We start from the raw sequence: 25,138 nt of genomic DNA on the forward strand, positions 1-25,138 counted from the left end.
GCCGTTGAATCCCGAGATACAGATGTTACTCGACGGCCGAACCTGTCTGGTCACAGGCGCATCGAAAGGAATTGGACGAGGTATCGCCGAGGAGCTGGGGTCCAACGGAGCGAACGTCGTCGTCAACTACCGATCCTCGGAGGAGGCTGCTCACGAGGTCCGGGACACAATCGAAGAGGGACCTGGCTCGGCGCTCACCGCACAGGCCGACGTGGCGGACTTCGAGGCAGTCCAGACGATGTGTAACGCCGTCACCGAAGAGTTTGGACACGTCGACGTGCTGGTCAATAACGCCGGCATCACCGTTGACAAAAAGTTCGAGAACATGGAGCGCGATGACTGGGAACGTGTCATCGACGTGAACCTCGGCGGCGTCTACAACTGCACGAAGGCCTGTTTTGACGACCTCCGACAGGCGGAAAACGGGCGTCTCGTCAATATCTCCTCGGTGGTCGGCCAGCAGGGTAACTACGGACAGGCCAACTACGCGACGACAAAAAGCGGCCTCTTTGGCTTTACCCGGACCATCGCTCTGGAGCTGGCACACCACAACTCGACCGCCAACTGTGTTGCGCCTGGTTTCGTCAAGACTGATATGCTCGCGGAAGTACCTGACCGTGTGAAAGAGCAGATTCTCGAACGGATTCCGCTCGACCGCTTCGCCGAGGTCGATGATATCGCCGGAATCGTGCGGTTTCTCGCGAGCGAGGAATCGAGCTACATGACCGGCCAGGTACTCGGTGTCAACGGGGGTATGGAATGGTAAACGATGTCAGAATCGCCGGCGTCGGCATGACGCCGTTTGGCCGTCACGAGACTCAGACGGTCCGAGAGTTATTCGGGAACGCCGCGGGCGAAGCAGTTACTGACGCAGATGTGCCACGCGGCGCTGTCGAGGAGGTCTTTTTCGGCAACTACATGGGCGAGTTCGCCGAGCAACAGGGCCACCAGGGGCCACTCGCCGCAGAGGCTGCCGGCGTCAGTGCGCCGGCGACGCGCATCGACAGCGCCTGTGCCTCCAGTGGCGTCGCCGTCCGGATGGGCTACGAGAAGATTCGGAGCGGGCGTGCCGACGTGGTGCTCGTCGGCGGCGGCGAACGTATGACCAATCTCTCGACGCCTGAGGGGACCGAGGCGCTGTCGGCGGCTGCCGACGCGCTGTGGGAAATTCGCGCGGGAATGACCTTCCCCGGGGCGTACTCGCTGATGGCCAACCGCTACTTCCACGAGTACGGCGGCAGCCGAGAGGACCTCGCACACATCGCGGTCAAGAACCACGAGCACGCCGTCGACAACGAGCTCGCACAGTTCCAGCGGGCCATCTCCGTCGATGAGGTACTCGACGCGGCGACGATCTGCTCGCCGTTTGGGATGTTCGACTGTTCGCCGATAAGCGACGGCGCGAGTGCGGCGGTCCTGGTCAGCGACGAGTTCGCAGCGGACCACGGCCTCGACGCGCCAGTCAAAATTAGAGGAGCTGGCCAACACAGTGACAACTTCGCGCTCGGCGACCGCGCCTCAACCTGCCAGACCCCAGCGGCCGACCGCGCCGCAGAGATGGCCTTCGAGGACGCCGACATCGGGCCCGAGGACATCGATGTCGCGGAGGTGCACGACTGTTTCACCATCGCTGAGGTGCTCGCGCTCGAATCACTCGGGCTGTACGAGCCCGGCGAGGCAATTTCAGCAGCCCGAGAGGGAGAGACGACAATCGACAGCGACCTCCCAGTCAATCTCTCCGGCGGGCTAAAAGCGAAGGGCCATCCGGTCGGCGCGACCGGCTGTGGACAGATATCGGAGCTGACGAAACTACTCCGGGGCGACCACGTCAACTCTGACGCAATTGAAGACGCCTCGATTGGTGTGACTCACAACGCAGGTGGGACAGTTGCAAGCTGTGTCGTTCACGTGCTGGAGGTGGACCAATGAGAGACGACGCACGGGACGACGGCTACGACGACTTCCTCGACGCCGTCGAGGAGGGCGAGCCGTACTACCTCGAAAGTCCGAGCGGAAACGGCTGGCTCCCCCCACGGGCCGTCGACCCCGAAACCGGCGAAACGGAGCTACAAGAGGAGGACCTGCCGGAGCGTGGTGAAGTGTTGACTCACACCACGACCCACGTCTCAGGACCCAGTTTTGCAGACGACGCCCCGTATATCGTTGCAGTGGCGTCGTTTGGGCCCGTCAATATCACCGGTCAGATGCGCGAGACCGAAGCGGTCGAAATCGGACAGAATGTGACACTCGATGTCGAGCGAACGGAGACGACCGGCGACCGCGTCATCGTCTTCCGGCCGGTCGAGTAGCTACGCGGACTCCGAGGGGTGCTCGATAGCGCCGGCGACTGCGTCGATGGAGTCGGTCTCGTCTATCGCCTCGGGGTGTGTGCCGACCGCCGCGAGCAGGTCCCCGTCGTTCGAGAACCGCCCGATGTGGATCGTCGCGGCTACCGACTGCCCTCCAATCTGGCGCTCTGTCCGGAAGCGCTCGACGGTGACTTCGTTTCCGAGCACGTCGACGGTCCGTGAGCCCTGTTTGTCGAGACTCGTCCCACCGCCGGCGACGCGGCCGAACAACTGTTCGGCCCCCAGGTCGTCGAAGGGGTTGATTTCGTTGCCCGCGACGGTCACGCTCGGCGTCGAGAAGAGGTGAAGCTGTGCGGCGTCCGGGCCGAATCCACCGGCGGGCTTACCGAAGGTGACGAGCCAGTTCGTCAGCCGGAGGTCTCTGGATTGACCCACCGCGTCGACCGTTTCAGTGAACGTGAGTTCCTCAGTCTCCCGGTGTTCGAACCCCTGCTCGTCAAGCGTGGCCTGTTCGACGCCGGCTGGCGAGGCACGCTGTTCGAAACTCCCCTGCAAGAGGCCACAGCCAGCGAGCGATGCCGCGCCGGCGAGCCCGAGCACACTGAGAACATCCCTGCGTCTATGCATGTCACCACAGAGAACGACCGGCCCTAAATGCTTTGTCGCCCGCGTCGGGCGACCGCGGAGACCGGATTGCTCGCGGTCGAGTTACCGCTTACTCCGTGCCGTCGCCGTCGTCGGACGCGGGGCGCTGACCGTACCGTATCCGGCCGAGCAAGACGAGAGCAATCGCGAGTACCGCGACCATCGGTCCGAATCCGGGACCGAAGAGGTCGCCACCGCCATCGTCCTCCTCGATTTCGGTGGCTTCCTCTGTGGACTGGCTCCCGTTCTCGGCGGTCTCGTCGTCGGTACCGGGGGTCGACTCGTTCGTTTCTCCGGAGCCTTCCCCGCTTTCGCCGTCGTCATCGGGGTCAGAAACCTCGACTTCTTCGTCCTCAGTAATCTCGATTTCGCCCACCGGCACGTCATTGACCTGCACTTCGTACTCGTTGGGCTGATCGAAGCTCCGTACGAAGTCGATGATCGCCGTCCGGTTGGATGGGACCGTTATGTCTTTTCTGTCGACAATCTCCTCGTTAGCGAACAGTTGTGCTTCGTAGGTCCCGTCGGCGCCGCCGGTGTTGGTCACGAACACCTGAATTGTCACCTCCTCGTCGGTGGTCGCAGCCTGCACGTCGATTTCGGTGTCCGTGATGTTGAGTTCCGGAGTCTTCGCCGCTGCGGTCCACTCCGAAAAGCCGTCCGCTGTCGTCTGGAGCAAGACATCACCGCCCTCTCGGCCGACGAAGTCGGTGTCTCGCTCGACCCACTCGTTGGTCTCGTCGTCGAACTGGTGCAGCGCGACATCTTCGGGGTCCGCCTCTAGCTCTTCGAGCTCTTCTTCATCGAGGCGGTAGGTGAACTGTGTCTCCTCTATATTCCCATCATCGATGTCCGCGTCGACGCTGATGAAGCCGAGTGGCTCCGTCCCGTCGAACTCGAACTCGCCGTCTGGGGTGTCCTCCAGCGGTTCCGAACTGGTCTCGATGTCGATGTCGAAGCTCGCGTCCTCGGCAGGAGTTACTGACACCTCTTCGAGTTCGTACTCCTGGTCCTCCTCTGGCTCTGGCACGTCGACGGTAGCAGTCTCGCCAGCCTCAGCGTCTTTGACCGTCCCCTGGACGGTCGCACCGTCGTCGTCGGTCTCGCTTTCGGTCTCGACTTCCGGTTCTCCGTCGTCTTCTTCACCCTCTTCGTCGTCTTCCTGATTGTCTTCTTCACCCTCTTCGTCGTCTTCCTGATTGTCTTCTTCACCCTCTTCGTCGTCTTCCTGGCTGGTGTCGTCGTCAGAGCCGCCGGCTCCTATATTCGAATTGCCGTCGTCTCCGTCATCTCCGTCGTCTCCCTCATCTCCATCGTCTCCCTCATCTCCGTCGCCTCCATCATTTTCTTCATCATCACCTCCGTCACCAATCACGTTCTCGTTGGCAGACACCTCGATTTTGCCCTCGGAGTAGGTAATATCTAACTCGATCACAGCACCGTCCTCGGTGGTCTCGGCGTTGAAACTCCGATCTTCGCCCTTGTAGAGGGCTTCGAGTTCGGTTCCGGGGTCCGACACGTTCCAGTTGTTGAGGACTTCGTCGGGGATGAAGGCCTCATAGAACCCGTCGTGGCTGTTGCCATCGACAGTCTCGTTGGGACCACCGACCCAGAACTCAAGTTGTTCGGTACCGTTCTCGTCTTCGGTAAGCTTGGGTCGGCTGAACGTCTGGGCGTTCGTGGTGATGGTCATTCCCTGGTACGCAGAGAGTTCCTGTGTCGGGACCGTCGACAGGTCGAAGACGCCGAACTGGATCGTCCTGTTCCAGCCGACGTCGGCAACATCTTGCTCACCACTCGGCCAGGCTATCTCGGCGGGGTCTTTGCCCTGGAGTGGCCCGACCGGGAGATTGCTGTTGCCTTTCGCGTTCGAGATGCCCTGCATCGTCACGGTCTCGGTCCGGACCGAGACGTTGAATTGATTCTGGCTCACCTGTGTGCTGTACCAGGTGACGTTTTTCGCACCCCACAGGAGGGTTTCGGGGTTGTATCCCTCGACAGTGAAATTAATCTCGAATCGGTCGTCGGCCGCGACGCCGAGTCCCTCCAGCTCAAGAATGTCTCCGAAAGAGCCTTTCGTCTCTTCGCTAACGGTATCGTTCCGTAGTGAGGTCTGGATCATTCCCCAATCCATGCGCACGTTCGCAGAGATATTGCTCATGTCGGGATTTCCGGAGCCGCTGACGTAACTCACGGAGATGTTGGATATACTAGTCTGTGCCACGGTGATGTTCTGTGTCACTTCGTCGCCCTCAGCCAGTGAGAGGTCGGGACTGTTCTGCGCTACCTGGCCCTGGTTGCTGAATGCGGTCATCGAGTAGTTCCCTGCGGGCACGCGCATCTCGTAGTAGCCCGACTCATTGGTGAGTTGGATGCGGGTCGCTGGTCCGTCAGCCTGGACGTCGATGCCGTTCTGTGGGACGTCAGACTGGTTCGTGACGTAGCCTTTGATTATCGCACCTGTTCCGAGGTTGAAATCTCGCGTCGTCTCCTGGTCGCCGACGACGCCAACATCTCGGTCAAACTGTATCATGCGATCGGTCTTGTCGACGAACATCACGTACGAACCCTCCGGCAGCTCAAAGGAGTAGTTCCCGTTCGAGTCCGTCGTCGTCGTCTTCTTGGACCTGAAGCTGTAAACCTCGACGTCCGCGTTCTGGATTGGGTTTCCGTCGTTGTCGGTGACGGTACCGTTGAGGTAGCCCGTTGCGACCTGGCTGAGCTGGACGTTCTGTGTGGTCGAGCCCGACACCTGCAGTCCGAACGTACTGTTCTGGCCGTAGCCCGACTTGTCGACGAACACGTCGTATGCGCCGCTGGAGACGCTGACCGAGTATCCGCCGCTAGCATCGGTCATTGTCCCAGCCACGAACTGTCGCGTGCTGGAGTCGAAGACGGTGACTTCGGCGTTCTCGATGGCCGAGTCGTCGCTCGCGTCCGTGACCGTTCCGGTGATGATGTCACCACCGCTCGACAGCGCTGCTGTGTCGGTGGCGTTCGTCGTCCCCAGACTGTTGTTTCGCAGTTCGTAGGTAAGCGTGACGTCTCCCGTGAAGGTGCCAGCAGGGAACGTGACTTCGTTGACCCCCTCTGTGCTCCCGAAGTTCGTGACGTCCTGGACCAGTGAGCCGCTGTTCAGGATGCTGATGTTAATATCTGACTGCGCGAGTTCGCCGGTGGCGTTGAAGAGGACCGACACCGTCGTCTCGGTGTTGGGGTCGTAGTTTTCGTCAGCAACGGAAATATGGGGTGCATTCGGCAGTCCTTGCGTTTTCTCGAAGACGTATTCGGCGGTGAGTCCACTCCCTTCGCCGTTGGTTCCGCCATTGTTGCCGTCGCTGTCCTTAGCATCCGTGACTTCCATCGTGTACGTGCCTTCCGCACTGTATGCGAAATTCGAGTCACCCGTCTCGTATGTGTAGGGTGCTTGGGAGTCTTCTGTAGAGACCTGGGTTCGGTCGAAGTTGATGGTGTTCTCCTCAATACCGGGCCCCTGTGTAGGTACGCTGATTTCGACCGTGAGGTCGCCGGGGGCCCTTCCGAGCTCCTTGTCGGAGTCGAAGCTAAAGCTAACGTTCCCATTGGTCTCGTCAAGGTTGAGGTTCGTAATCGTCGGTGCGTTGGAGCCTCCCGAGACGTTTAACCAACTTTCGTCTGTGGTGGCTGTCGACCCGTCAAAGTCGTTGACAAGCTCGTAGGTGAGTTTTTCGTCTCCACTGAAGGTGTTTGCTGGTATCGTCAGGCTAGCCGTCCCTTCACTGGCGAGAAGTGAATTGTTGAACGCGACAGTCGTACCCTCGCTATCTGACACGGTGACGTTCACGTCAGCCGATGCGATCTGGTCAGTGGCGTTGTAGTCCACTGACAGCGACGTATCGGTGGTCGGGTCGTGTTGCTGGTCAGTGTTGTTCACGTACGGTGCATTCGGCAGTCCTTCGTCGAAGAAGTAGTCGTCGGTGAGACCGCTTCCGTCCCCGTTGGTTCCACCGTTGTTACCGTCGCTGTCCTTGGCGTCCTTGACTTCCATCGTGTACGTGCCTTCGCTACTGTACTGGAAGTTCGTTTCACCAGTCTTGTAGGTGAACGGCGCCTCGGTATCTGTCGTGGAGAGACCCTGTGTATTGAACGTGAGGGTCGCGGTCGACGGCGTAACGACTTCGACTGTGATGTCGTCGGTGGTCGTTCCGAGCTCTTCGTCGGAGTCGAAACTGAAGCTAACGTTCCCGTTCGTTTCGCCGAGGTTGAGGTTCGTAATCGTCGGTGCTGACGAGCTCGTGGCATTGAGCCAGGATAAATCAGAATCAATCGGGACGGGTTCCGCAGCAGTATTAATCAGTTGATACGTAACAGGCGAGTCGCCCGAGAAACTCGGGGAATTTGCCGGAATCGTCAGCGTAGCGCTCCCCTGGAACGTATCAAGTGACAGATTCTGTACGACAGGGAGGTTACTATCGTTCAGGAGACGGACACCGACGTCGGGACTCGCAACTTCTCCCGTCGCGTTGTAGGTGACGCTTATCGTCGTCTCCGTCGTCGGGTCGAACGTATCCTCAGATTTGTTCACGTATGGGGCGTCGGGCAGTTCGGTAACCACGTTGTTTGTGACATCACCGTTAGTGATGGGTTCGGCAGGCGACTGGTTGGTGTCGCTTTGCACCCCGCCCGTTCCATCGTCATACTGCAGCGTCCCACTCAAATCCTGGTCTTCCTGTACCGGACTGGAGAGATTCAGCACGACGGTATCCTTTTGTTTGTTATTTGCCTCCACTGTTGCCAGATCAGTAATATCTTGCTGAGAATCGAATGTGAATCCATCAGCGACACCAGCAGTGATTGCCTCGTCGAAGGTCACTCGTAGCTGGTCTGGATTCTGCTCTGTGACTTCTGCGGAAACGAACGACGGACCGGTGAGCGGTTGTGTAATCGTTATGATTCCCTCTGCATACTGACCAAGCGTCTCTCCTTTCTGTGACATGACGACGAGACCATACTGGCCGCCACGCAGATCGCTCGTCACGTCGGTAAAGACAAGTTGTTTCTGTTCACTACTTCCAAACGTCGTACTCTGTCTCTGCTCGACCTGTGTTCCTGACGAATTGAACAGAAGAACAGTAACACTGCCCGAGGCTTCCTGTTCGGTTCGACTCGTGGCGTTCACTGTCAGGTCGGCTGCATCCCCTTCACTGAGGCCGAGGCTGGAAAACACACTGGTTCCCCCGATTTTGAGACTATTCTCTGACAGTGCGAGATCAGCGACCAACTCGACAGCGAGAGTTCCAGTAGTAGCGTTGCTGCTGGTGGCGACTTCAACAGAATAATCCCCAGCGGGGAACGTCCCGACTGAGAAGGAGACTGTCTCGTTTTCACCGGGTGCCAGCTGCGACGTCGTCTGTTGGCTCTGTTTCACGAGAGCGTTGGAGCTATTCGTGATCGTGAGCTTCGGGGTGTATGACGACGTGACCGAACCATTGTTTTCGACAGTAACGTTGACCTGTGTGCTCACCCCTTCCTCGACGGTTGCGGTCTCACCCTGGGAATCGATACTGAGATTCGGAAGGTTTGCTGGAACGTCGGCTTCGCGAACCACAACAGGTGTGCCGCGGGAATTGTCGTCGCTGGTAACTGTCGCTGTGTACAGATCGGCATCACCAATAGCGGTATTCCAGTCTAACGAGACAGTCGTGTTTTCACCACTTCCGAGCGAGACTGTCGTCGTGTTGCGCTCTGTATTGCCCGCCGACAGGGCAATTGTTTGCGTGTCAGACTTTTCACCGGTATTGTTAATCGTTGTAGTGACTGTCAGAGTCTCCCCCTCAGTCACAGGCTCGTTTGTCGAATCTATCGACACGTCAAATGAGGATTCGGGAACCGTTTCCAGCGTCGGGGAAACGTACGTCGTTTTACCAGCCTCGACCGCTGAGAGAACCTGCTTTGACTCGTAACCGTCGCTGCTGATGTCGACTACATAATAGTTATCTGGGACGCTCACAGTGGCGTAACCAACCGCATCGGTCGTCGCGGTCGCGACCACGCCCGTACGGTTTTTCACCTTGACGGTTGCCCCCTCAATAGCGGTTGCATCAGATGCATCAACATTGAACTGAATGTCGCCGTCAGCTGGTGTGCTGGGTTCTGGTTGGAGCGCAAGATCAACCATTGTTACCGTGTTATCGCTGACAGTGACTTCCTGATAGCCCGCTTCGTATCCTGGAGGGTCAACTGTCACGTTGTACGTGGTGCTATCAGCCGCGACGTCAGTGAAGTTGTATCCGCCCGATGCGTTTGTGAGTGTTTTGTTCACAACGATGTTGGAGTCGTACAGGATAACTGGTGTTTCGTCGAGATCGTCCCCAGTTGAAGCATCTGTGATGTTCCCAGCGATTGTTCCCGATTTTCGCTGAGTGATAGTGATGTCCTTGGTTTCGGTACGCACAGCACCGTCATCGTCAACAATATCTACGGAGACAGTGTACGTACCAGTCTGGGTATATGCGTGTGTGACCCTGCTACTGGACGAGGTCTGATCGGTCACGCCATCTCCGTCGAAATCCCATTTGTATTCGACTATCTGTCCGTCGATATCCTCGATGTTCTGAACGGATATGGAAACGTCGTCACCTACCCAGTTTGCACAGTTGGTATTGATGAACCCCCGCACGCAAGTGTTTGTAACACCAGAGATACCATCAGTATCTCGCGGGAGGAGGTTCTCTTTGACTGTCAGCGACAGACTAGTCTTCGCAGTGCTTCCATCGTCTCCAATAGCTGTTACCGTCGGGAGATACTCACCGATGCTCGTGTACGTGTGGTTAGTTGAGGCCGATGTGGTGGTTTCGTCGACGTTTCCATCCCCAGTAAAGTCCCACTTGTACTCAGAAATATCGCCGAAGGCGAAGGTTGAGTTAGACGCATTGAAACGCGTATTTGCGTCTACAGATGTTGGTGTCAATGAAGCCGAAAGGTTTGCTATCGGTTGTTCCGTGACACTGACAGTGACCGATTCTGTGTCAGTGTCATCGCCATCATCAGTGACACGAAGGGTAACACCGTAGCTTCCAGTCTGTGAATAACTGTGAGTTATCGTCGGGCTCGTGGTCTGTGTGTCGTACGTTCCGTCACCATCAACATCCCACTCGTAGCTGACAATCTGTCCATCAGTATCTACCGATCCCGAAGCATTGAGAGAGACACTCTCGCTTGGAGCCAGTGACGTTGGTGAGACGCTCGCAGTCGCTGATGGAAGTTGATTGGTAAGCAGTGGTGCAAGGACAACATCAGTGTCTGGTGGGTCAGCAAAGACGACGTTATCGTCCGGGGTAACGTCGTTCGTGCCAGAAGCTTGTGTCCAACCACTGTCAAATGACCACATACGCAACGAAGATTCATCAAGTGATGCGACATCGCTGTCAGAATAGTTCACCCGAATATCGTCAATATTGCCGCCGTTGGTATCTGTATTCAGGAAAATCCCGATATCTTGCTCCCCAGTCGGTAGGTCCGCTCCAGGAGCATTTGTCGTATCGATAGCAAAATCTTTGCCAGAAATGCTAGATACCGTGACAGGATCACCGATCGGTCCAAGACTGAGATCGTCGATTTGTAGCTGTGGCGTGTTGTTGATATTGACTGCCCAGCCATCATTAAACCGGATTATATTCTCGCTGACGGTCGGTGCTCCTCCCGCATCGGAAATAGACAATCCTGGCCCACCACCGCTCTTGATCGTATTGTCTATGATTTTCGTACTCGAACCCGAGTCGGAGATGCCGGGACTGCCATCTTCGACGCCGCTATTTTGGACAGTGCTATCGGTTATATTCGTGTTTGAACTGTCAGTTGTAACAATGATTCCGTCTTCGCCAGTGTCAGTAATAAACGTATCAACAAGTTTCGTACTGTCGTCGTCGATAACTATCGCCGCTTGAGCGGCGTCTCGAATAGTGTTTGTATCGAACTCGTTCCCTGTACCGTTGTAGGCAAGGATTCCATTTTTCAGTTCTGGGAGACCTCCTCCAAATCCGTTACCATTTATTTCGTTGTCATAAATATAATTATTATCACTCGCTCCTGTCCCTATTTCACCTATCTGGATGCCGGCCCTCGAGAACCGAGAGCCAATACCAGCAGCATCGATCACGTTTGCTGAAATATTGTTATTGTTCGCAGTAACGAGTTTGATGCCCGCACCGGTTGGAGCATTCACGTCGTTGTTCACTACTTTGTTCGATGTTGACCCAGAGATAACAATCCCGTGAGCCCTTGGCGAGTCACCCGGATCTGCAAGGAAATTATTGCGGATTTCGTTCCCACTCCCTCCGCTAACGATAATCGCGGACCCGTCTGTTGATGGGATACCATTACTCGCTGAATCGTCTGCAACGTTGACGTTTTCGACACGACTGTTTGTGGAACCGCTCAATTTAACCGCTGTTCCAACTTCTCGGGTTGTGAGATCTTTCACTACCACATTGTCAGCGACCACGCGGACGGCCGTGGTGGTGTACGTTCCATCTTCGATAGCATTGTTATTCCCGTCGAACGTCACCCCAGACGCCGTTATCTCGATACAGCTACCCGATGTAGATGAGATATTGTCTGGTTCGAGATAATACGTGCCAGAAGAATCGATCTCCTGACAACTGTCGATGGCTGTGCCACTCTGGACAGTAGCACTGCCAGTAAATACAGCGAAACTAGCGAGTGTTGCCAGACAGATAACCACTGCGAACAGCAGTACACCTCGTCTTCTGTTAGGTTTGGCGTCAATCATGGCTTCTCATTTGGTTTCCGCAATCGTCGTAGTTGGCCTCGGTTACAACGGCTCTCAGTACACAAAGGGTGTATACTGTTGTCCTCCGCAATCAGATGCCCACAAAAATCGCGCCCCTGTTGCTGTGCGCCCGAATCCGTCTTGAGTGTTGTTTCTATTTTCACAGCGGACCCCCCTAATCTATAATCCAATTTGACAACCACTGTCATAACAGTTTCTATAAATTATCTCAAGTGACTCTCTGTTCTAATAAATAATGATTCATACTATCTCTATTTCTGATCAAAAGAGTCCTCCAAAGGGAACAGCAGTCAGCCAGCGAGTGTCACGCGGTGAGTGCCGGAACCCGTGTGTCACAAGAACGACGGCCGGCGGCAAAAGCCCACCCAGAGCCCCTCAATCGTCGGCAGGAACGGGCGACTCGACGCCGTCGAGTTCGCCAGCGTCGAGTTCGGCCTCGATCTCGCGGGCAGCAGCCACGAGGTTGTCCATCTTCTGGAAGGCCGACTCCCGGGGAAGGAGTTTGAGCCCACAGTCCGGGCTGACGGTCAGCTGCTCGGGCGGAACGACTTCGAGCCCTTTCCGGATGTTGGCCTTGATCTCTTCGACAGATTCGACCTCTTTGCCGTGGACGTCGACGACACCGAGTGCGAGGTCTTTCGTGAACTCCGTCTCTTTGAACACGTCGAGTTGTTCGTAGTCGCCGTTACAAAGCTCCACGTCGAACTCGTCGACGGGGAACTCCAGAATCTCGGGATAGATGCGCGAGTAGTCGCCGTAACAGACGTGAAGGCCGATACGCACGTCCTCCGGGATACCGTCGACGATGCGTTCGAGACACTCGCCGACGATGGCGTGGTCATCGGGCGTCGTCGCCAGCGCGGCCTCATCAATCTGGATGTAGCGCGCGCCGGATTCGACGAGTTGTTCGACTTCCTCGTTGACGAGGTCGGCGAACTCGTAGGCCGCAGCCTCTTTGTCCTCGTAGACCTCGTTGAACGACCAGCTCGCGAGCGTATACGGCCCCGTGATTGGAACCTTCACCGGGCGCTCGGAGACGTCGCTGGTGAACTCGTACTCGGAGACGAGCCACTCCTCGCCGTAGGAGATGTCGTCGACGACACTCGGTTTGTCGAAGTAGTTGTGGCCCCACACCTTGACCGGGCCGTTACACTCACAGCCGTCGATGCGGTGGGCGAAGTACTCGACCATCTCGTTGCGCCGCATCTCGCCGTCGACAACAACATCGATGCCAGCGCGCTCGTGTTCGTTTGTAATCAGTCGGGAGGCGTCGTCTTTGGCCTCCTCGAAGCTTTCGTCGTCGAACTTCGAGTCCTCGTCGTTCCAGAGGTCACGCGCCCGGTGGAGCCACTTTGGTTTCGGATACGAGCCGACGACCGTCGTCAACAGGAAGTGGTCGTTTGGGTGGTCTTCGGGGCGGAACTGTTCGCGCGTCATGCCACCACCTCCTGTTTCGTCGCCTCGCCAAGTACGTTGAGCTTCTGTTCGAACTTCGAGACCGGCAGGTACGACAGCTCGGTATTGGCCGTCGCGTAGACGGTATCGTACTCCTCGGAAGGCGTCTGTCCTTCGAACCACTCGATGCGCTCCCGGACCGTCTCCGAGTCCTCGACAAGCGTGTTCTGCCCGTCGACAATGCCGAGTGCTACGTCGTCGGTCGTCCCGTACTCCTGGGCATTGTAGACGTTGTCGTCGTGGTTCGAGATCAAGTCAAAGCCAAGTGCCTCGAACTCTGCATCGAGCAGGTGGGCGTAGACGTGTTCGTCGAGTGCGCCCCAGTAGGGGAACACGACCACATCGGCGTCCGTCGCCGACGCAACAGTGTCGACAGCAGCCGACACCCGCTCGCCGCGCTCGTTGTCGAAGGGGTTCTCGACGAGCGACGGTTCGAGCAAGAAGACCGTCTCGACCCCAGCGAAGGCGTCGAGTTCGCCCGCGAGAAAGTCCGCGATAGCAGCGAGGAACTCATCCTCGTCGCCGTAGTAGTCGTCGGTCGCCAAGTCCGCAAGCGAGTACGGACCCGGCAACACTCCTTGGAGGCTTGTCTCGACGTGGTCGGCAGCCTGGTCGAGTTCGCTCGCGATATCACCGTCGAAGTCAAGCTCGTCGGTGACGACTGGTTCTCGATAGAAGTTATTGTTGTTGTAGTACCGAACGATGCCGCGCGTCTCGACGCTGTCGTGGACCGCAAGCGGGTGGGCGATGAAGTCGTCCCACCGACCCTGTCCCTCGACGATACGGTCAAGACCCGTCTCCTGTTGTCGCGCGACGAGTTCCTCGCGCACCTCGGCGTACACCGATTCAATTTCCTCACTCTCGTTCCCGTCGATGAGATCTTCCCGTTGATTGCCCTTGAGGTCCTGTAGCTGCTCTTTCGACCAGTCCGGCAGCGGATACAGCCCCGGACTCGTTGCGACGTACTGTGTCATGTGTACCAGGATACGAAATGCACTGATATAATATTTGCTATTCTAATATTCCCTATGGTAATATCCAAGGTGAGCCACAGCGCTCAGCGGGGAGTGTCTCCGAGAACGACAGTCGGCTCTGGCCAGGTGTTCAGCGCTGGCTTTTCCGGAATGTCCGTCGGTCGATAACGTCGCCATCGAGTTCTTCTGAGGGTGCCTCTGCGAGCACCCACCGGTACTGTTCAACGACGTTCTCAGGGTCGTGACCGCCCGGCCCAGACAAGTCCGTTGCGACGAGTCCCGGGTCGACGACGCACACGTCGTAGGGCGTATCTGCAGCGAAGCCGCGAGCAACCGCCTCGGCGGTAGCCTTCGAGACCGCATACGAGCCGACCCCCTCTGATTTCTCTCTGGCGACCATCCCCGAGGAAACGACCAGGCGCGCGTCCTCACTGAGATGCGGAATCGCTTCGCGAAGCGTCGCGAACACGCCCCGGCCGTTTGTCTTCAGATGATCGTCGTAGGCAGCGTAGCTCTCCTGATGGATAGGAGTTGTCCCGGTCTCGCCGTGATAAACGCCAGCGTTGGCGATGACTCCGTCGATGCGTCCTCCTTCGGCTGCCGCAACCTCCATTAGGTGTTCGACATCGTACTCGTCACGAACGTCGGCTCGTTTGGTCGTTACCTCCCCACCCGCTTCAGTGATTGTATCCGCCGTCTCGCGCAGACGTTCTGCATTCCGGCTACAGATGACAACGTGGGCACCGGCAGCCGCGAGGTCAACTGCTACCGCCCGACCGATTCCCGTACTCGCTCCAGTAATCACGACAGTCTTTCCGTCCATACGGTCTATACGGATTCTCCCCTATAGTACCTCCCGGTCTCCACAACAAAGCGTCCGACTTGCGTCTGACGGAGATTTATGTAGATGGGTCAGGAGACTGTAGATAAGAGACGTAACTCGGATATGACTGTCGACAACACCATACTCGGCCGGTGCCCGAACTGTGACGAACCAATCGCAGAGGCCGAGATGGTCATTGATTACAAGAGCCAGCGGGGTAACCGTGTCACGGCAGCCACGTGTCCGTCGTGTGTTACCGTTGTCACTGTAGTCTGACCCTCATTTCGACCGTCTTTTACTCCACGGTTGCTAATCGACAGCCATGGTCGATAGAGACGAGGTTCTCGAACTCCTCCCACATTACGCCGCACTCATCGTCATCGTGCTGGTGGTGATGGGAACGTTCCGGACAGTTGTCGGCAGCCAGAATCCGCTCATCGAGTTCTCACTGGTTGTGATACTCGTATTCGGATACCGCCCGCTCGTTGCCCGCATCGACGTGATTCCGACGCCGGCAATCTGGGAGCGCTTCGAGAATCAGTAAGTCATAGTGATTGTTGCGAGTTGTTACCCCCGTCGGGAAACGAGATGCGGGTCTCACGCCGTGAAACACCGAGATTCGCGACGTGGTCACGAAAATAACCGCAACAATCACTATCAGGACAGCCTCTCCTCGGCGCGCTCGACGACGTCCTCCATCTCGCCGTCGACGAGTGCGTTCTCTCCAAGCACCAGACGAAGTCGAGGGCGACCCATCTCGATTGGAACTTTCTCGGTGTCGAGCAAGCCGTCGGACTCGAGTTGGTTTTTCGTCCGGGAGAACGTCGCCTTGCTGGCGAGTCGGATGTCCTCTCCCCAGCGACTGATGTCGTACAACAGTTCCCGGTTGTTGGCAGCGACAAGCAGGGCAATTGTCACCTCGTCGAGACCCTTACCGTCACCTCTGGCTACCTCGAGCACATCGAGGGTGGTGTCGAAATCCTCGACGGCCTGCTCGCTGATGTCTTCAGCCATCGTCTTCCGAACGCGGGACAGTGGTGGCGTCCGCAGCGAGTAGGAGGTCGACCGCTCCCAGCGACGGCTGTACTTCTCGTGTGTTCCGGTGACGAACGCCTCATCGGTAGCCGATAGTGCTCCGGTACCGTCTCCGCCGTCAACGAGGCTGACGAGGAGGCCTGATGTCAGCAGAAGCGACGACCGTGGAACCTCATCGAGCGTCCGGACGGCGAGGCGCTCCTCGTCGACGAGGTCGGCCAGTCTGCTCGCGACGAGGAAGTCACCGAGTATCGTCTTGAGCGTTGACTCCTCGACGAACAGTCGAACCCTCGGCGTGTCCGGTGTCGACCAGAGTGTACGGACCACAGTGCGGACAGTCTCACGCCCGGGATTGACCACATATAATACCTGGTCGGCGGCAGCAAGCCCCTCCTCAACTATCTTGTCGAGTGTCACGTCGTGCATGTCAGTGAACGTCATCGATTGTCACGCCGTAGCACTCCATACCACTTAATTTTATCTAATTTTGAGTGAATCTAGACTGTAAATTTGTGTTGTGGTGCGGTTTCTGGGCAGGTGGGGTGCCACGTCGGCAAAACTGTTATTATAGCGTCTCCCCGAGAGGTCGCTAGATGGGACAGTACTGCCTCGATTGTGGTGAGACCGCGATGAACGGAGATCAGTTCTGTTACTACTGTGGGGAGTCGCTTTCTTCGGGGGCGAGAGACGCCACAACCGAGCCTACAGACGGGCAGTGTGTTACCTGCGGGGCGAGTGTCGACGGCGACGACAGCTACTGCTATCGCTGTGGGACACAGCTCCGGGCGTAACCAGCCCAGTTGCCGGGACGAGGTGACGCTGGCTCACCCTTGGACGCCACGGGGTTCCCACTGTGACTCTTCGGCCTGTTCGGTATTTTCTGGCGCACTCACAAGGACGAATGAGCTCTCTTCGTCGCCGTTTCGAATCTGCCGTGTCGCGGCAGGTGGAATCCAGACCGCGTCACCGCTGACCATCGGAACGTCCTCCTCGTCGATACGGACAGTCGCCTCCCCATCGACGAGGATGTACACCTCTTCGTGGCCGTCGTCAGTGTGGTCGTGTGGCTTCCCCTTCCAGTCTGGGTCACACCGAACCATCGTGACGCCAACCTGGCGACAGTCGAGAGGGTCGCCGAGGAAGTGCATCGCGTCAGAGACTTTCTCGACATCGTCGGTGTTGACCTTCGAGTAGCTCATGTCGTATCTCTACGGGGACCAGGCATAATTAGTTGGGGTGCTGGCGGTATTTGTCTCGCTCTGTGACAGACCGGACCACCGAACACAAATAGCCGCTGGGCGAAAAAGCGGTATGGTTTCGGAACTCTTTGCAGATTCACAGTGGGAGCCTGTCGATGCCTTCGACTTCGAGGATGTCACGTACCACCAGGGGACGGAGGTCCCTGCCGTCAGGATTGCCTTTGACCGACCGTCCGTGCGCAACGCATTCAGGCCGGAGACGGTCGATGAACTGTACCGGGCGCTCGACCACGCCAGAAAACAGGCAGATATCGGCTGTGTTTTGCTGACGGGAAACGGCCCGTCATCGAAAGACGGCGGCTGGGCGTTTTGCTCGGGCGGCGACCAGTCGATTCGCGGTGACTCGGGCTACGAGTACGAGGACGATGAGGAGCCGGCAGCCGACCAGGGCGTCGGCCGTCTCCACATCCTCGAAGTCCAGCGCCTCATCCGGTTCATGCCAAAGCCCGTCATCTGTGTCGTCCCTGGCTGGGCGGCAGGCGGCGGCCACTCGCTCCACGTCGTCTGTGACCTCACGCTGGCGAGCCAGGAACACGGAATGTTCAAACAGACCGACGCAGATGTCGCCTCCTTCGACGGTGGTTTCGGCTCGGCGTATCTCGCCCGGCAGGTCGGCCAGAAGAAGGCCCGTGAGATATTCTTCCTCGGGAAGAGCTACGACGCCGAGACGGCCCGTGAGATGGGGATGGTCAACGAAGCCGTCCCCCACGACGACCTCGAAGACGTGGCGCTGGAGTGGGCCGATCGGATAACGCGCAAGTCGCCGATGGCGATACGGATGCTGAAATACGCGTTCAACATGGCCGACGACGGGATGGTCGGCCAGCAGGTCTTCGCCGGCGAGGCCACCCGCCTCGGCTACATGACCGACGAAGCTGCCGAAGGCCGCAACGCCTTCAACGAGGGTCGCGAGCCGAACTTCCGACAGTATCCCTGGCACTACTGATATCAGCGCGATAGATGAACAGGCCGTCGGCCCGCATCCGAGCCAAGCAGTCTTAGGTGTATAGCCCTAACCCAGTTCTATGAACATGCTCGTCGACGGCGAGTGGCGGACAGATGCGTTCAAATCGACAAACGACGACGGCGAATTTGAGCGCCAGACAACCCCGTTCCGGGACCAGATTCGCGACGACCCCGAGGCACGCTTCCAGCCCGAGACGGGCCGGTATCACCTCTATGTCTGTAACGCCTGTCCGTGGGCACACCGGACACTGCTCGCGCGCTCGCTCAACGGCCTCGAAGATGTCATCTCGGTCGACTACGTCGACCCCTTCCGCGACGAGGGCGGCTGGCAGTTCACCCCCGAGAAGGAGGGTTGCACCGAGGACTCGCTGTACGGCAGCGATTACCTCCGAGAGCTGTACGCCGAGGCCGACCCCGATGCGACCTGTCGGGTGACCGTTCCTGTCCTCTGGGACAAGAAAGAGGAGACCATCGTGAACAACGAGTCCGCGGAGATTCTCCGCATGCTCGACACCGAGTTCGGCGAGTACGGTACGGATATCGACCTCTATCCGGAGGGATACCAGGAAGAGGTCGACCAGCTCATCGAAGATATCTACGAGCCGATAAACAACGGCGTCTATCGGGCTGGCTTCGCCAAGTCACAGGAGGCCTACGACGAGGCCGTGACGGAACTGTTCGACGCGCTCGATTACTACGACGAACTGCTCGCCGACCAGCGATATCTCGCCGGTGACCGGCTGACTGAGGCTGACATCTGTCTGTTCACGACCTTGGTTCGATTCGACCAGGTGTATCACACCCACTTCATGTGTAACAGGCAGTTCATCCACCAGTACGACACCCTCTGGCCGTATCTCCGGGACCTCTATCAGACGCCCGGCGTCGGCGAGACTGTCGTGATGGACCACATCAAAGAACACTACTACACAACCCATCCGGACGTGACGCCGACGCGCATCATCGCGACCGGGCCGGAGCTCGATTTCGACCAGCCCCACGAGAGAGACGAGCTTCCGGGGGGACCGCCGAGCGAACTGGTTTCGCCAACGCAGTAGAGACGAGCACGAATTCAGTCACCCAGTCCAAATCAAGCGGGGACCGCATTCACAGCGAAGAGAAATATGGGACAGATACGCGTCAGCACGACCAGCTTTATCTGAGCAACCACCAAACAATCGAGAGTCGGGATGATTACGTCGTGGTATCTTCCGCTGGTCTTGCTCGCCGCCGCCGTCGGTGTTGGTCTCGCGCTGTTCGCCTGGCGTGCGCGAGAGGCCCCAGGAGTGAGAGCACTGTCGGCCCTGGCTTTGGCTGCTTCACTGTGGACGCTCGCGGAAGGGCTGACCGTTGCAGTTGGTAACTACGGAGCGATGGTGTTCTGGACACGGGTGGCGTTTGTCCTGTCAGCGGTCGCACCGGCGGCCTGGTTTGCGTTCGCCCTCAGATACACGGGCATTCACGCTCCCGGTCGAACGCTTGTTGCACTGCTGGGCGTTGAGCCCCTCGCAGCGGCCTTGCTTGTGTGGACAAACAACGACCTGATATGGAGAGAGACAACAATCACCAGCGTCGGTGGCGGGTTCAACGTCGTCACACACGAGTACGGTCTCGGTTACTGGGGCCACCAGGTATTTGTCTACGTCCTCCTCGTGGCGGGAATGTCGCTCGTCTTTCGGACAGTGTTACGGCAAAGCCAGCGCGTTCGCCTACAGGGGACGGTGTTGTTGATGGCGATTGCGGTTCCGGGGGTGTTGAACGCAGCGACGGTTCTCGGCCCGATCCGCTCGGCGTTTGACGCCGCTGGGATAGGCTACATCCTTGCAGCCCTTGGAATCGCTGTCGTAGTCCTTGAACCCGAATTCGCACGCGTCGCGCCGGCGACCCGTGACGCCGGGCGAGAGGCGGTCCTTTCGGAACTCGACGACGCCATCCTCATGCTCGACAACGAGGGCCGGATTATCGACCACAACCCTGCGGCCACGACCCTGTTCGACCTCGACAGCGCAGTGCTCGGGACTCAGCTCTCGGCCGTCCACCCCGAGCTGGCACAGCAGGTGGCAGGCCACGAGAGCCAGGAGACGGTCACATTGGAGCAAGACGGGAAACAGCGATATTTCGACCTGCAGATTGCCGAGCTGACGGGTGCCTACGGTGTCTTCTCGGGAACAGTCGTGAGTCTTAGAGATGTCTCCCGTCGGCGACAGCGCGAACAGCGCCTGGATGTCTTGAACCGGATACTCCGACACAACATCCGCAACGAGCTGAACGTCGTTCGGGGGAAAATAGAGCTATCGAAGATGCAACTGGACGGCGAGACTGAACTCCTCGGCGATGCAATCGAGAGCCTGGACGACGTGGTGGCACGGAGTAACAAAGTCGGTCGGATCTCGCGCCTTCTCGACGCAGACGAGGACGGCGCGCTCGATATAGCGACAGAACTCAAAGGCGAGTTCGGAACCAAGGCGAGCCGTCACGACGGCACCGTCGTCGTCGAGCTCCCGGACCAACTCGACGTTGCTGGAGGACCGTCGCTGGTCGCCGCCTTCGAGGAACTGGTCACGAACGGGCTCGTTCATACTGACACCGAAAACCCAACTGTAACACTCCGATACGACGACCAGGCGAGTGACGATACGCACGCTGTTATCGCCGTCGAAGACAACGGCCCGGGTATCGACCAACAGGAGAGAGAGACAATTACCGAGGGTGAGGAGACCCCCCTCAAACACACGAGCGGCGTCGGGCTGTGGCTGGTCAACTGGCTGGTCATGCGCGCTGGCGGAACCCTCTCGTTCGAGAACACCGAGACAGGCTGTCGCGTCGGAGTCCGGTTGCCCCGGGCATCAAAGGAGAGAGACGGCGACGCCGGGTAATCCGACAAAACCAGATGACGCCCTAACTAGTTAGTACCCCCAGTAGCTTTGTATACTAACAGGATTGGTAGAGAACTGAGGTGGCTCGGGCTGTTATGTTGTAATAACGATGAACGAGTTTGACGAAATCATGGATGAGTTCGAATCGACAATGGACGAATTCGAAGAAGCCTACGAGGCCTACGAGTCGGAGATGGAAACGTTCGGAACGCTCATGGAGGCCTCGGCTAGCGAGGTATCTTCGCCCGAGACAGCCAGCGGCGTTGTACCTGCTGGTGCCGACTGACAACCGTATCGCCGTCCCCTGGTCACCGGTACACTTTTCCGCTAAACGAGAGGCCCTTTGGTATGGCACGTGGGGCACGGGAACAGCTAGCCGAGAAGATAGCAGGAGAGGTGACACTCAGCGACGACCCCGGCGCGACGCTCAAGAAGTGGCGGATGGACTTCGAGATTGCACAGACCGACCTGGCCGACGCGCTGGGTATTTCACCGTCGGTTATCTCTGACTACGAGAGTGGCCGGCGCGAGAACCCCGGTATCGACATTATCCAGCGGTCGATAACGGCACTGCTCGACATCGACGAGCAACGCGGCGGCAAACACATCCACCAGTACACCCGCGTCCTCTCTGCCGGGTTCGACAGCGAGGTCGTGTTAGATCTTCGAGAGTACCCCGCGAACGTTCCCTTAGAGCGGTATTACGAAGCAATCGGTGCGACTGAGCTGGTTGGTGGGAACCGCGACACTGTTGCGGGGCACACTGTCATCGACAGCATCGAAGCCATCCGGCGGCTCTCCAGCGACGACTTCTACAGTCTCTACGGCGAGAGCACCAACCGTGCGCTGGTCTTTACGAACGTCACACGGGGCGAGTCACCGCTCGTCGCACAGCGTGTCATCAAGCCGACCCCCAACGTGGTGGTGCTTCACGGTATCGAGGTCGAAGATGTCTGGGAACATGCGACCGACCTTGCACGGGCCGACACGTTCGCGCTCGCGGTATCGAACGTCGAACACAGCGAGTTACTCGACGGCCACCGGAGTCTTCCCTGATAGTGATTGTTGCGGTTATTTTCGTGACCACGTCACGAATCTCGGCGTTTCACGACGTGAGGCCCACATCTCGTTTCCCGACGGCGGTAACGACTGGCAACAATCACTATGAGAAACCATCGATGCCCACAGTCGCGCTCTCGAAAACCACCCATCAGCCAGCCTTCGAGTGGGTGTGTCGGAGTCAGTTCCGGAGATGCAGAGCGGCGACCGACAACACAGACAGCAGGCTCACCTGCTGACTGACTCCGAGTCGGGGTCGAGGTTCGCGTCCTCGTCCCGGAGTTTGAACTTCTGTACCTTTCCGCTAGGGTTTTTCGGGAGGCTATCGACGAAGTAGTACTTCCGGGGGCGTTTGAAGTCGGCAACCCGGTCGCTTTCACGCATGAACTCGTCCAACTCTTGGGCCGTCGTGTCGCCATCGCTGACGATGTAAGCGACAACCTGCTCGCCCCACTCCGTATCGTCTTCCCCCAGCACTGCCGCCTCCGTGACATCCTCGTGGAGGAAGAGCACGTCCTCGACTTCTGCCGGGTAGATGTTCTCACCGCCGGAGACGATCATATCGTCCTTGCGGTCGACGTGATAGAGATAGCCGTCCTCGTCGAAGTATCCGATATCGCCGGTGTAGTACCATTCAGACCCACCCACTTCCCGGAGCGACGCTGCCGTCGCGTCGGGTCGGTTCCAGTACTCTCGCATCGTACATGGGCCGGCGATGATTATCTCACCGACGTCACCCTGTTCGACTACGTCACTCGGAGACGAGTTCGGTTCAACCACTCGGACCTCGTGGTTCGGTGCCGGGAGGCCGGCAGACCCCTGTTTCGAGAGTTGGTCGTCTGGCCGCTGGAAGACACCACACGGACCAATCTCTGTCATTCCGTACGCCTGGACGTAATCCTCACAGAGATGCTCCATCGCCATGTTGAGCACCTCTTCAGGCATCGGAGCCGCACCGTAGAGCCCTCGCTCCAGCGAGGAGACATCGACATCGGCGTTTGCTGCTGTCCGGGCGAGGGCGTGCCACGCGGTTGGAGCGGCGAAGAAGACAGAGACGTCGTGTTTTTCGATGGCTTCGAGTGCGGCCTGTGGCTCGAATTCGTGATGGATGACGTTTGTCGCTCCCCGGTGGACGCGCGTGAACAGCATGGCATGCAGTTCCGCACAGTGATAGAGCGGAAGGATAGAGAGTCCAACATCGTCCCGGGTGATGTTCATTTCGGCGATGACGATGAGACTGTGCTCGATCATATCGCGGTGTTCGTGGACGACCCCCTTCGGACGACCTGTCGTCCCAGACGTGTAGATGAACGCGTAGATATCGTCCTCGTCGACGACTACGTCGGGGCTCTCGTGGTGACCAGATTCGAGAAGACCGTAGAAGTCCCGTGTTCCCTCAGGGACCCCCTCGTCAACGAAGACGAACTCCTCGACGTTTTCTAGCTCCGGCCGGGCCCCCTCGACTGCCGACTGCGTATCGGACTCGTAGATCACCATCTTTGCCTCGGCGTCGTTGACGATGTACTCAATTTCGCCGGCCGGCAGTCGGAAGTTCAGAGGAGTGAACGCGGCCCCGATTTTTGCACAGGCGTAGACGGTGAGAGCGATCTCTGAGCCGTTGTGGAGGACAGTTGCGACCCTGTCTCCTTTCTCGATACCGAGGTCTATCATTGCGTTTGCAAGCCGATTCACGCGCTCGTTGAATTGCTCGTAGGTCCAGCGTTGGTCCTTGTGTGGATAGATTATCGCATCGTTGTCGGGATACCGCGCAACAGTCTGTTCGAGTGTGTCACCGATTGTGGGGTAGCTTGACATGCGATACAATTTGGCAAGATTCTGTGTTATAGCTTTTGTTCAAAAAGGAGAACGTAACGCGGAGAACCTCCAGTAAGAGAGACCCCAGTATCTGACACCTGCAGAACAGATTAATCTGCTGCCAACAGTTCAGGGCGACGACCGAAGAAGTACGAAGCCAGGGGAGGGATTTGAACCCTCGAACTCCCGATTACAAGTCGGGTGCTTGGACCACCCAAGCTCCCCTGGCACACCTTCAGTTTGCAGGGGGTCCTTTGAGTGTGTATCGCTTTCGACCGACCGTGGGAGACGGTCCCGAGAGAGACAGGAGCCATCTCCACGTACTTCGGACTCGCCGCATGTAAACAGTGAACATAGTTTTTAATCTAGACTGCCGTGACCGTCGAGTAGGCGTTGGTCGAACCGTCCTGTCGAAGAAGCACCAAAATCCACCACAGGAGTCGGATACGATACCGCCTCTATCGAGTTGTATGGGCGTCGTTGGCGTCACAAGCTGTGTTGGCTCTGCGAGTGTGGGTGTCGATCCCTGGGGTTCATCGTCTGTCGAACTGGCAGGCGTCGATGGGCGGCTCATAGCTAAGCGAGGATGTATCCACTGGGTGGCACAGCGACGACTATGCTAAATCTTGATGACTGTCCATGAGGCAGGACTCATTCATCCACCGCCGAGAGAGATTTTTCGAGTTCCAGCCGATGAGGTTCGTAGTCGTGACGCCGATAGAACCGACGGCCAGCCTCGTTGGCCGCCATGGCATCAAGTGCGACCACATCTGCCCCCTGGCTCTGTAGCTCTGTTTCTGCCGCCTCCAGCAGCCGCGAGCCAATCCCGTCGTTGCGGGAATCGGGCTCGACGTAGAGGTTCTCGACGAGCCCGCGTGTCACGTCCTGCTCGTAGCCGCCGACCTCAATGGTGAACATGACGAATCCACGGATTGTCTCAGCCCGAGCGACGAGTAACCGGCCGGTAGCGATGTGGTTACAGATAGACTCCCGGATACGGGTCCGGTTTTCCGAGACGAGGAGGTGTGACTGAAAGCGGCGCTGACCCTCGGCCAGCGAGAGCCACTGCTCGACGAGTTGTTCAGCAGCTGACAGAGATGGCGTCAGTATGTCCATGGCAAGATAGGCGAC

Annotated in this window: 20 protein-coding genes, 1 tRNA gene and 1 pseudogene; 11 read left to right on the top strand and 11 right to left on the bottom strand. The window is 58.0% G+C overall.

Features of this window, described 5'->3' with window-relative positions:
- The first annotated feature begins 22 nt into the window (after positions 1 to 22).
- The 3 genes from fabG to OSC37_RS03450 are packed head-to-tail and all read left to right on the top strand — an operon-like array spanning position 23 to position 2,309.
- The gene (gene fabG, locus OSC37_RS03440) at positions 23 to 766 is read left to right on the top strand and encodes a 3-oxoacyl-[acyl-carrier-protein] reductase (protein ID WP_267163208.1); all 744 of its coding nucleotides are present in this window, start codon (positions 23 to 25) and stop codon (positions 764 to 766) included.
- The gene (locus tag OSC37_RS03445; protein ID WP_267163209.1) at positions 760 to 1,929 is read left to right on the top strand and encodes a thiolase domain-containing protein; all 1,170 of its coding nucleotides are present in this window, start codon (positions 760 to 762) and stop codon (positions 1,927 to 1,929) included. Before fabG ends, OSC37_RS03445 begins: the two co-directional genes overlap by 7 nt.
- Positions 1,926 to 2,309, top strand: coding sequence for a Zn-ribbon domain-containing OB-fold protein (locus tag OSC37_RS03450; RefSeq protein WP_267163210.1), 384 nt, complete (start codon positions 1,926 to 1,928; stop codon positions 2,307 to 2,309). The genes OSC37_RS03445 and OSC37_RS03450 overlap by 4 nt, the downstream gene beginning before the upstream one ends.
- Here OSC37_RS03450 and OSC37_RS03455 read toward each other — a convergent pair whose 3' ends face one another.
- The 6 genes and pseudogenes from OSC37_RS03455 to OSC37_RS03475 all read right to left on the bottom strand — a co-directional run bounded on the left by OSC37_RS03455 (position 2,310) and on the right by OSC37_RS03475 (position 14,997).
- Entirely contained in the window at positions 2,310 to 2,936 is a 627-nt protein-coding gene (locus tag OSC37_RS03455; protein ID WP_267163211.1) for a DUF6517 family protein, read from the bottom strand. It abuts the gene before it with no gap.
- Positions 2,937 to 3,024: 88 nt separating this feature from the next.
- Entirely contained in the window at positions 3,025 to 9,903 is a 6,879-nt protein-coding gene (locus OSC37_RS03460; protein ID WP_267163212.1) for a carboxypeptidase regulatory-like domain-containing protein, read from the bottom strand.
- Between the two features lie 93 nt (positions 9,904 to 9,996).
- Positions 9,997 to 11,724, bottom strand: a pseudogene (locus tag OSC37_RS18965) (right-handed parallel beta-helix repeat-containing protein); the annotation flags it as partial.
- Positions 11,725 to 12,120: 396 nt separating this feature from the next.
- A complete protein-coding gene (locus tag OSC37_RS03465) occupies positions 12,121 to 13,182 on the bottom strand; it encodes a methionine synthase (protein ID WP_267163213.1) in 1,062 nt (353 codons plus the stop codon).
- The gene (locus OSC37_RS03470; protein WP_267163214.1) at positions 13,179 to 14,174 is read right to left on the bottom strand and encodes a 5-methyltetrahydropteroyltriglutamate--homocysteine methyltransferase; all 996 of its coding nucleotides are present in this window, start codon (positions 14,172 to 14,174) and stop codon (positions 13,179 to 13,181) included. Before OSC37_RS03470 ends, OSC37_RS03465 begins: the two co-directional genes overlap by 4 nt.
- 130 nt (positions 14,175 to 14,304) lie before the next feature.
- Positions 14,305 to 14,997 (bottom strand): SDR family NAD(P)-dependent oxidoreductase, encoded by a 693-nt coding sequence (locus OSC37_RS03475; protein ID WP_267163215.1) that lies wholly within the window; start codon positions 14,995 to 14,997, stop codon positions 14,305 to 14,307.
- Positions 14,998 to 15,120: 123 nt separating this feature from the next.
- Between OSC37_RS03475 and OSC37_RS03480 the strand changes: the two genes are divergently transcribed.
- Together OSC37_RS03480 and OSC37_RS03485 are read left to right on the top strand one after the other, a co-directional pair.
- A complete protein-coding gene (locus tag OSC37_RS03480; RefSeq protein WP_267163216.1) occupies positions 15,121 to 15,273 on the top strand; it encodes a DUF7837 family putative zinc-binding protein in 153 nt (50 codons plus the stop codon).
- A gap of 46 nt (positions 15,274 to 15,319) precedes the next feature.
- Complete coding sequence (locus OSC37_RS03485) at positions 15,320 to 15,541, top strand: hypothetical protein (RefSeq protein WP_267163217.1); 222 nt, start codon at positions 15,320 to 15,322, stop codon at positions 15,539 to 15,541.
- 113 nt (positions 15,542 to 15,654) lie between these two features.
- Here OSC37_RS03485 and tbsP read toward each other — a convergent pair whose 3' ends face one another.
- Complete coding sequence (tbsP, locus tag OSC37_RS03490; protein WP_267163218.1) at positions 15,655 to 16,473, bottom strand: transcriptional regulator TbsP; 819 nt, start codon at positions 16,471 to 16,473, stop codon at positions 15,655 to 15,657.
- A 152-nt stretch (positions 16,474 to 16,625) separates the two neighbouring features.
- Between tbsP and OSC37_RS03495 the strand changes: the two genes are divergently transcribed.
- A complete protein-coding gene (locus OSC37_RS03495; protein ID WP_267163219.1) occupies positions 16,626 to 16,823 on the top strand; it encodes a double zinc ribbon domain-containing protein in 198 nt (65 codons plus the stop codon).
- A gap of 33 nt (positions 16,824 to 16,856) precedes the next feature.
- Here OSC37_RS03495 and OSC37_RS03500 read toward each other — a convergent pair whose 3' ends face one another.
- On the bottom strand, positions 16,857 to 17,231 hold the full coding sequence (locus tag OSC37_RS03500; RefSeq protein ID WP_267163220.1) for a cupin domain-containing protein: 375 nt from the start codon (positions 17,229 to 17,231) through the stop codon (positions 16,857 to 16,859).
- 112 nt (positions 17,232 to 17,343) lie between these two features.
- On the opposite strand from OSC37_RS03500, the gene OSC37_RS03505 reads away from it, so the two are divergent.
- From OSC37_RS03505 to OSC37_RS03525, 5 genes are all read left to right on the top strand, one after another.
- Complete coding sequence (locus tag OSC37_RS03505; RefSeq protein WP_267163221.1) at positions 17,344 to 18,237, top strand: 1,4-dihydroxy-2-naphthoyl-CoA synthase; 894 nt, start codon at positions 17,344 to 17,346, stop codon at positions 18,235 to 18,237.
- 79 nt (positions 18,238 to 18,316) lie between these two features.
- Positions 18,317 to 19,315 carry a glutathione S-transferase family protein gene (locus OSC37_RS03510; protein ID WP_267163222.1) on the top strand — a complete coding sequence of 333 codons (999 nt, stop codon included), beginning with the start codon at positions 18,317 to 18,319 and terminating at the stop codon, positions 19,313 to 19,315.
- 132 nt (positions 19,316 to 19,447) lie between these two features.
- Positions 19,448 to 21,133, top strand: coding sequence for a sensor histidine kinase (locus OSC37_RS03515; protein WP_267163223.1), 1,686 nt, complete (start codon positions 19,448 to 19,450; stop codon positions 21,131 to 21,133).
- A gap of 109 nt (positions 21,134 to 21,242) precedes the next feature.
- Positions 21,243 to 21,419 (top strand): hypothetical protein, encoded by a 177-nt coding sequence (locus tag OSC37_RS03520; protein ID WP_267163224.1) that lies wholly within the window; start codon positions 21,243 to 21,245, stop codon positions 21,417 to 21,419.
- Between the two features lie 62 nt (positions 21,420 to 21,481).
- Entirely contained in the window at positions 21,482 to 22,189 is a 708-nt protein-coding gene (locus tag OSC37_RS03525; RefSeq protein ID WP_267163225.1) for a helix-turn-helix domain-containing protein, read from the top strand.
- A 231-nt stretch (positions 22,190 to 22,420) separates the two neighbouring features.
- Here OSC37_RS03525 and OSC37_RS03530 read toward each other — a convergent pair whose 3' ends face one another.
- The 3 genes from OSC37_RS03530 to OSC37_RS03540 form a co-directional block, all read right to left on the bottom strand.
- Positions 22,421 to 24,007: a long-chain-fatty-acid--CoA ligase gene (locus OSC37_RS03530; RefSeq protein WP_267163226.1), complete on the bottom strand. Its 1,587-nt coding sequence runs from the start codon at positions 24,005 to 24,007 to the stop codon at positions 22,421 to 22,423.
- A 155-nt stretch (positions 24,008 to 24,162) separates the two neighbouring features.
- Positions 24,163 to 24,236, bottom strand: a tRNA-Thr gene (locus tag OSC37_RS03535).
- Positions 24,237 to 24,658: 422 nt separating this feature from the next.
- Entirely contained in the window at positions 24,659 to 25,123 is a 465-nt protein-coding gene (locus OSC37_RS03540; RefSeq protein ID WP_267163227.1) for a GNAT family N-acetyltransferase, read from the bottom strand.
- Between the last annotated feature and the right edge of the window lie 15 nt (positions 25,124 to 25,138).

The organism is Halovenus salina, from assembly GCF_026410925.1.
In the GTDB taxonomy this organism is placed as follows: Archaea; Halobacteriota; Halobacteria; order Halobacteriales; family Haloarculaceae; genus Halovenus; species Halovenus salina.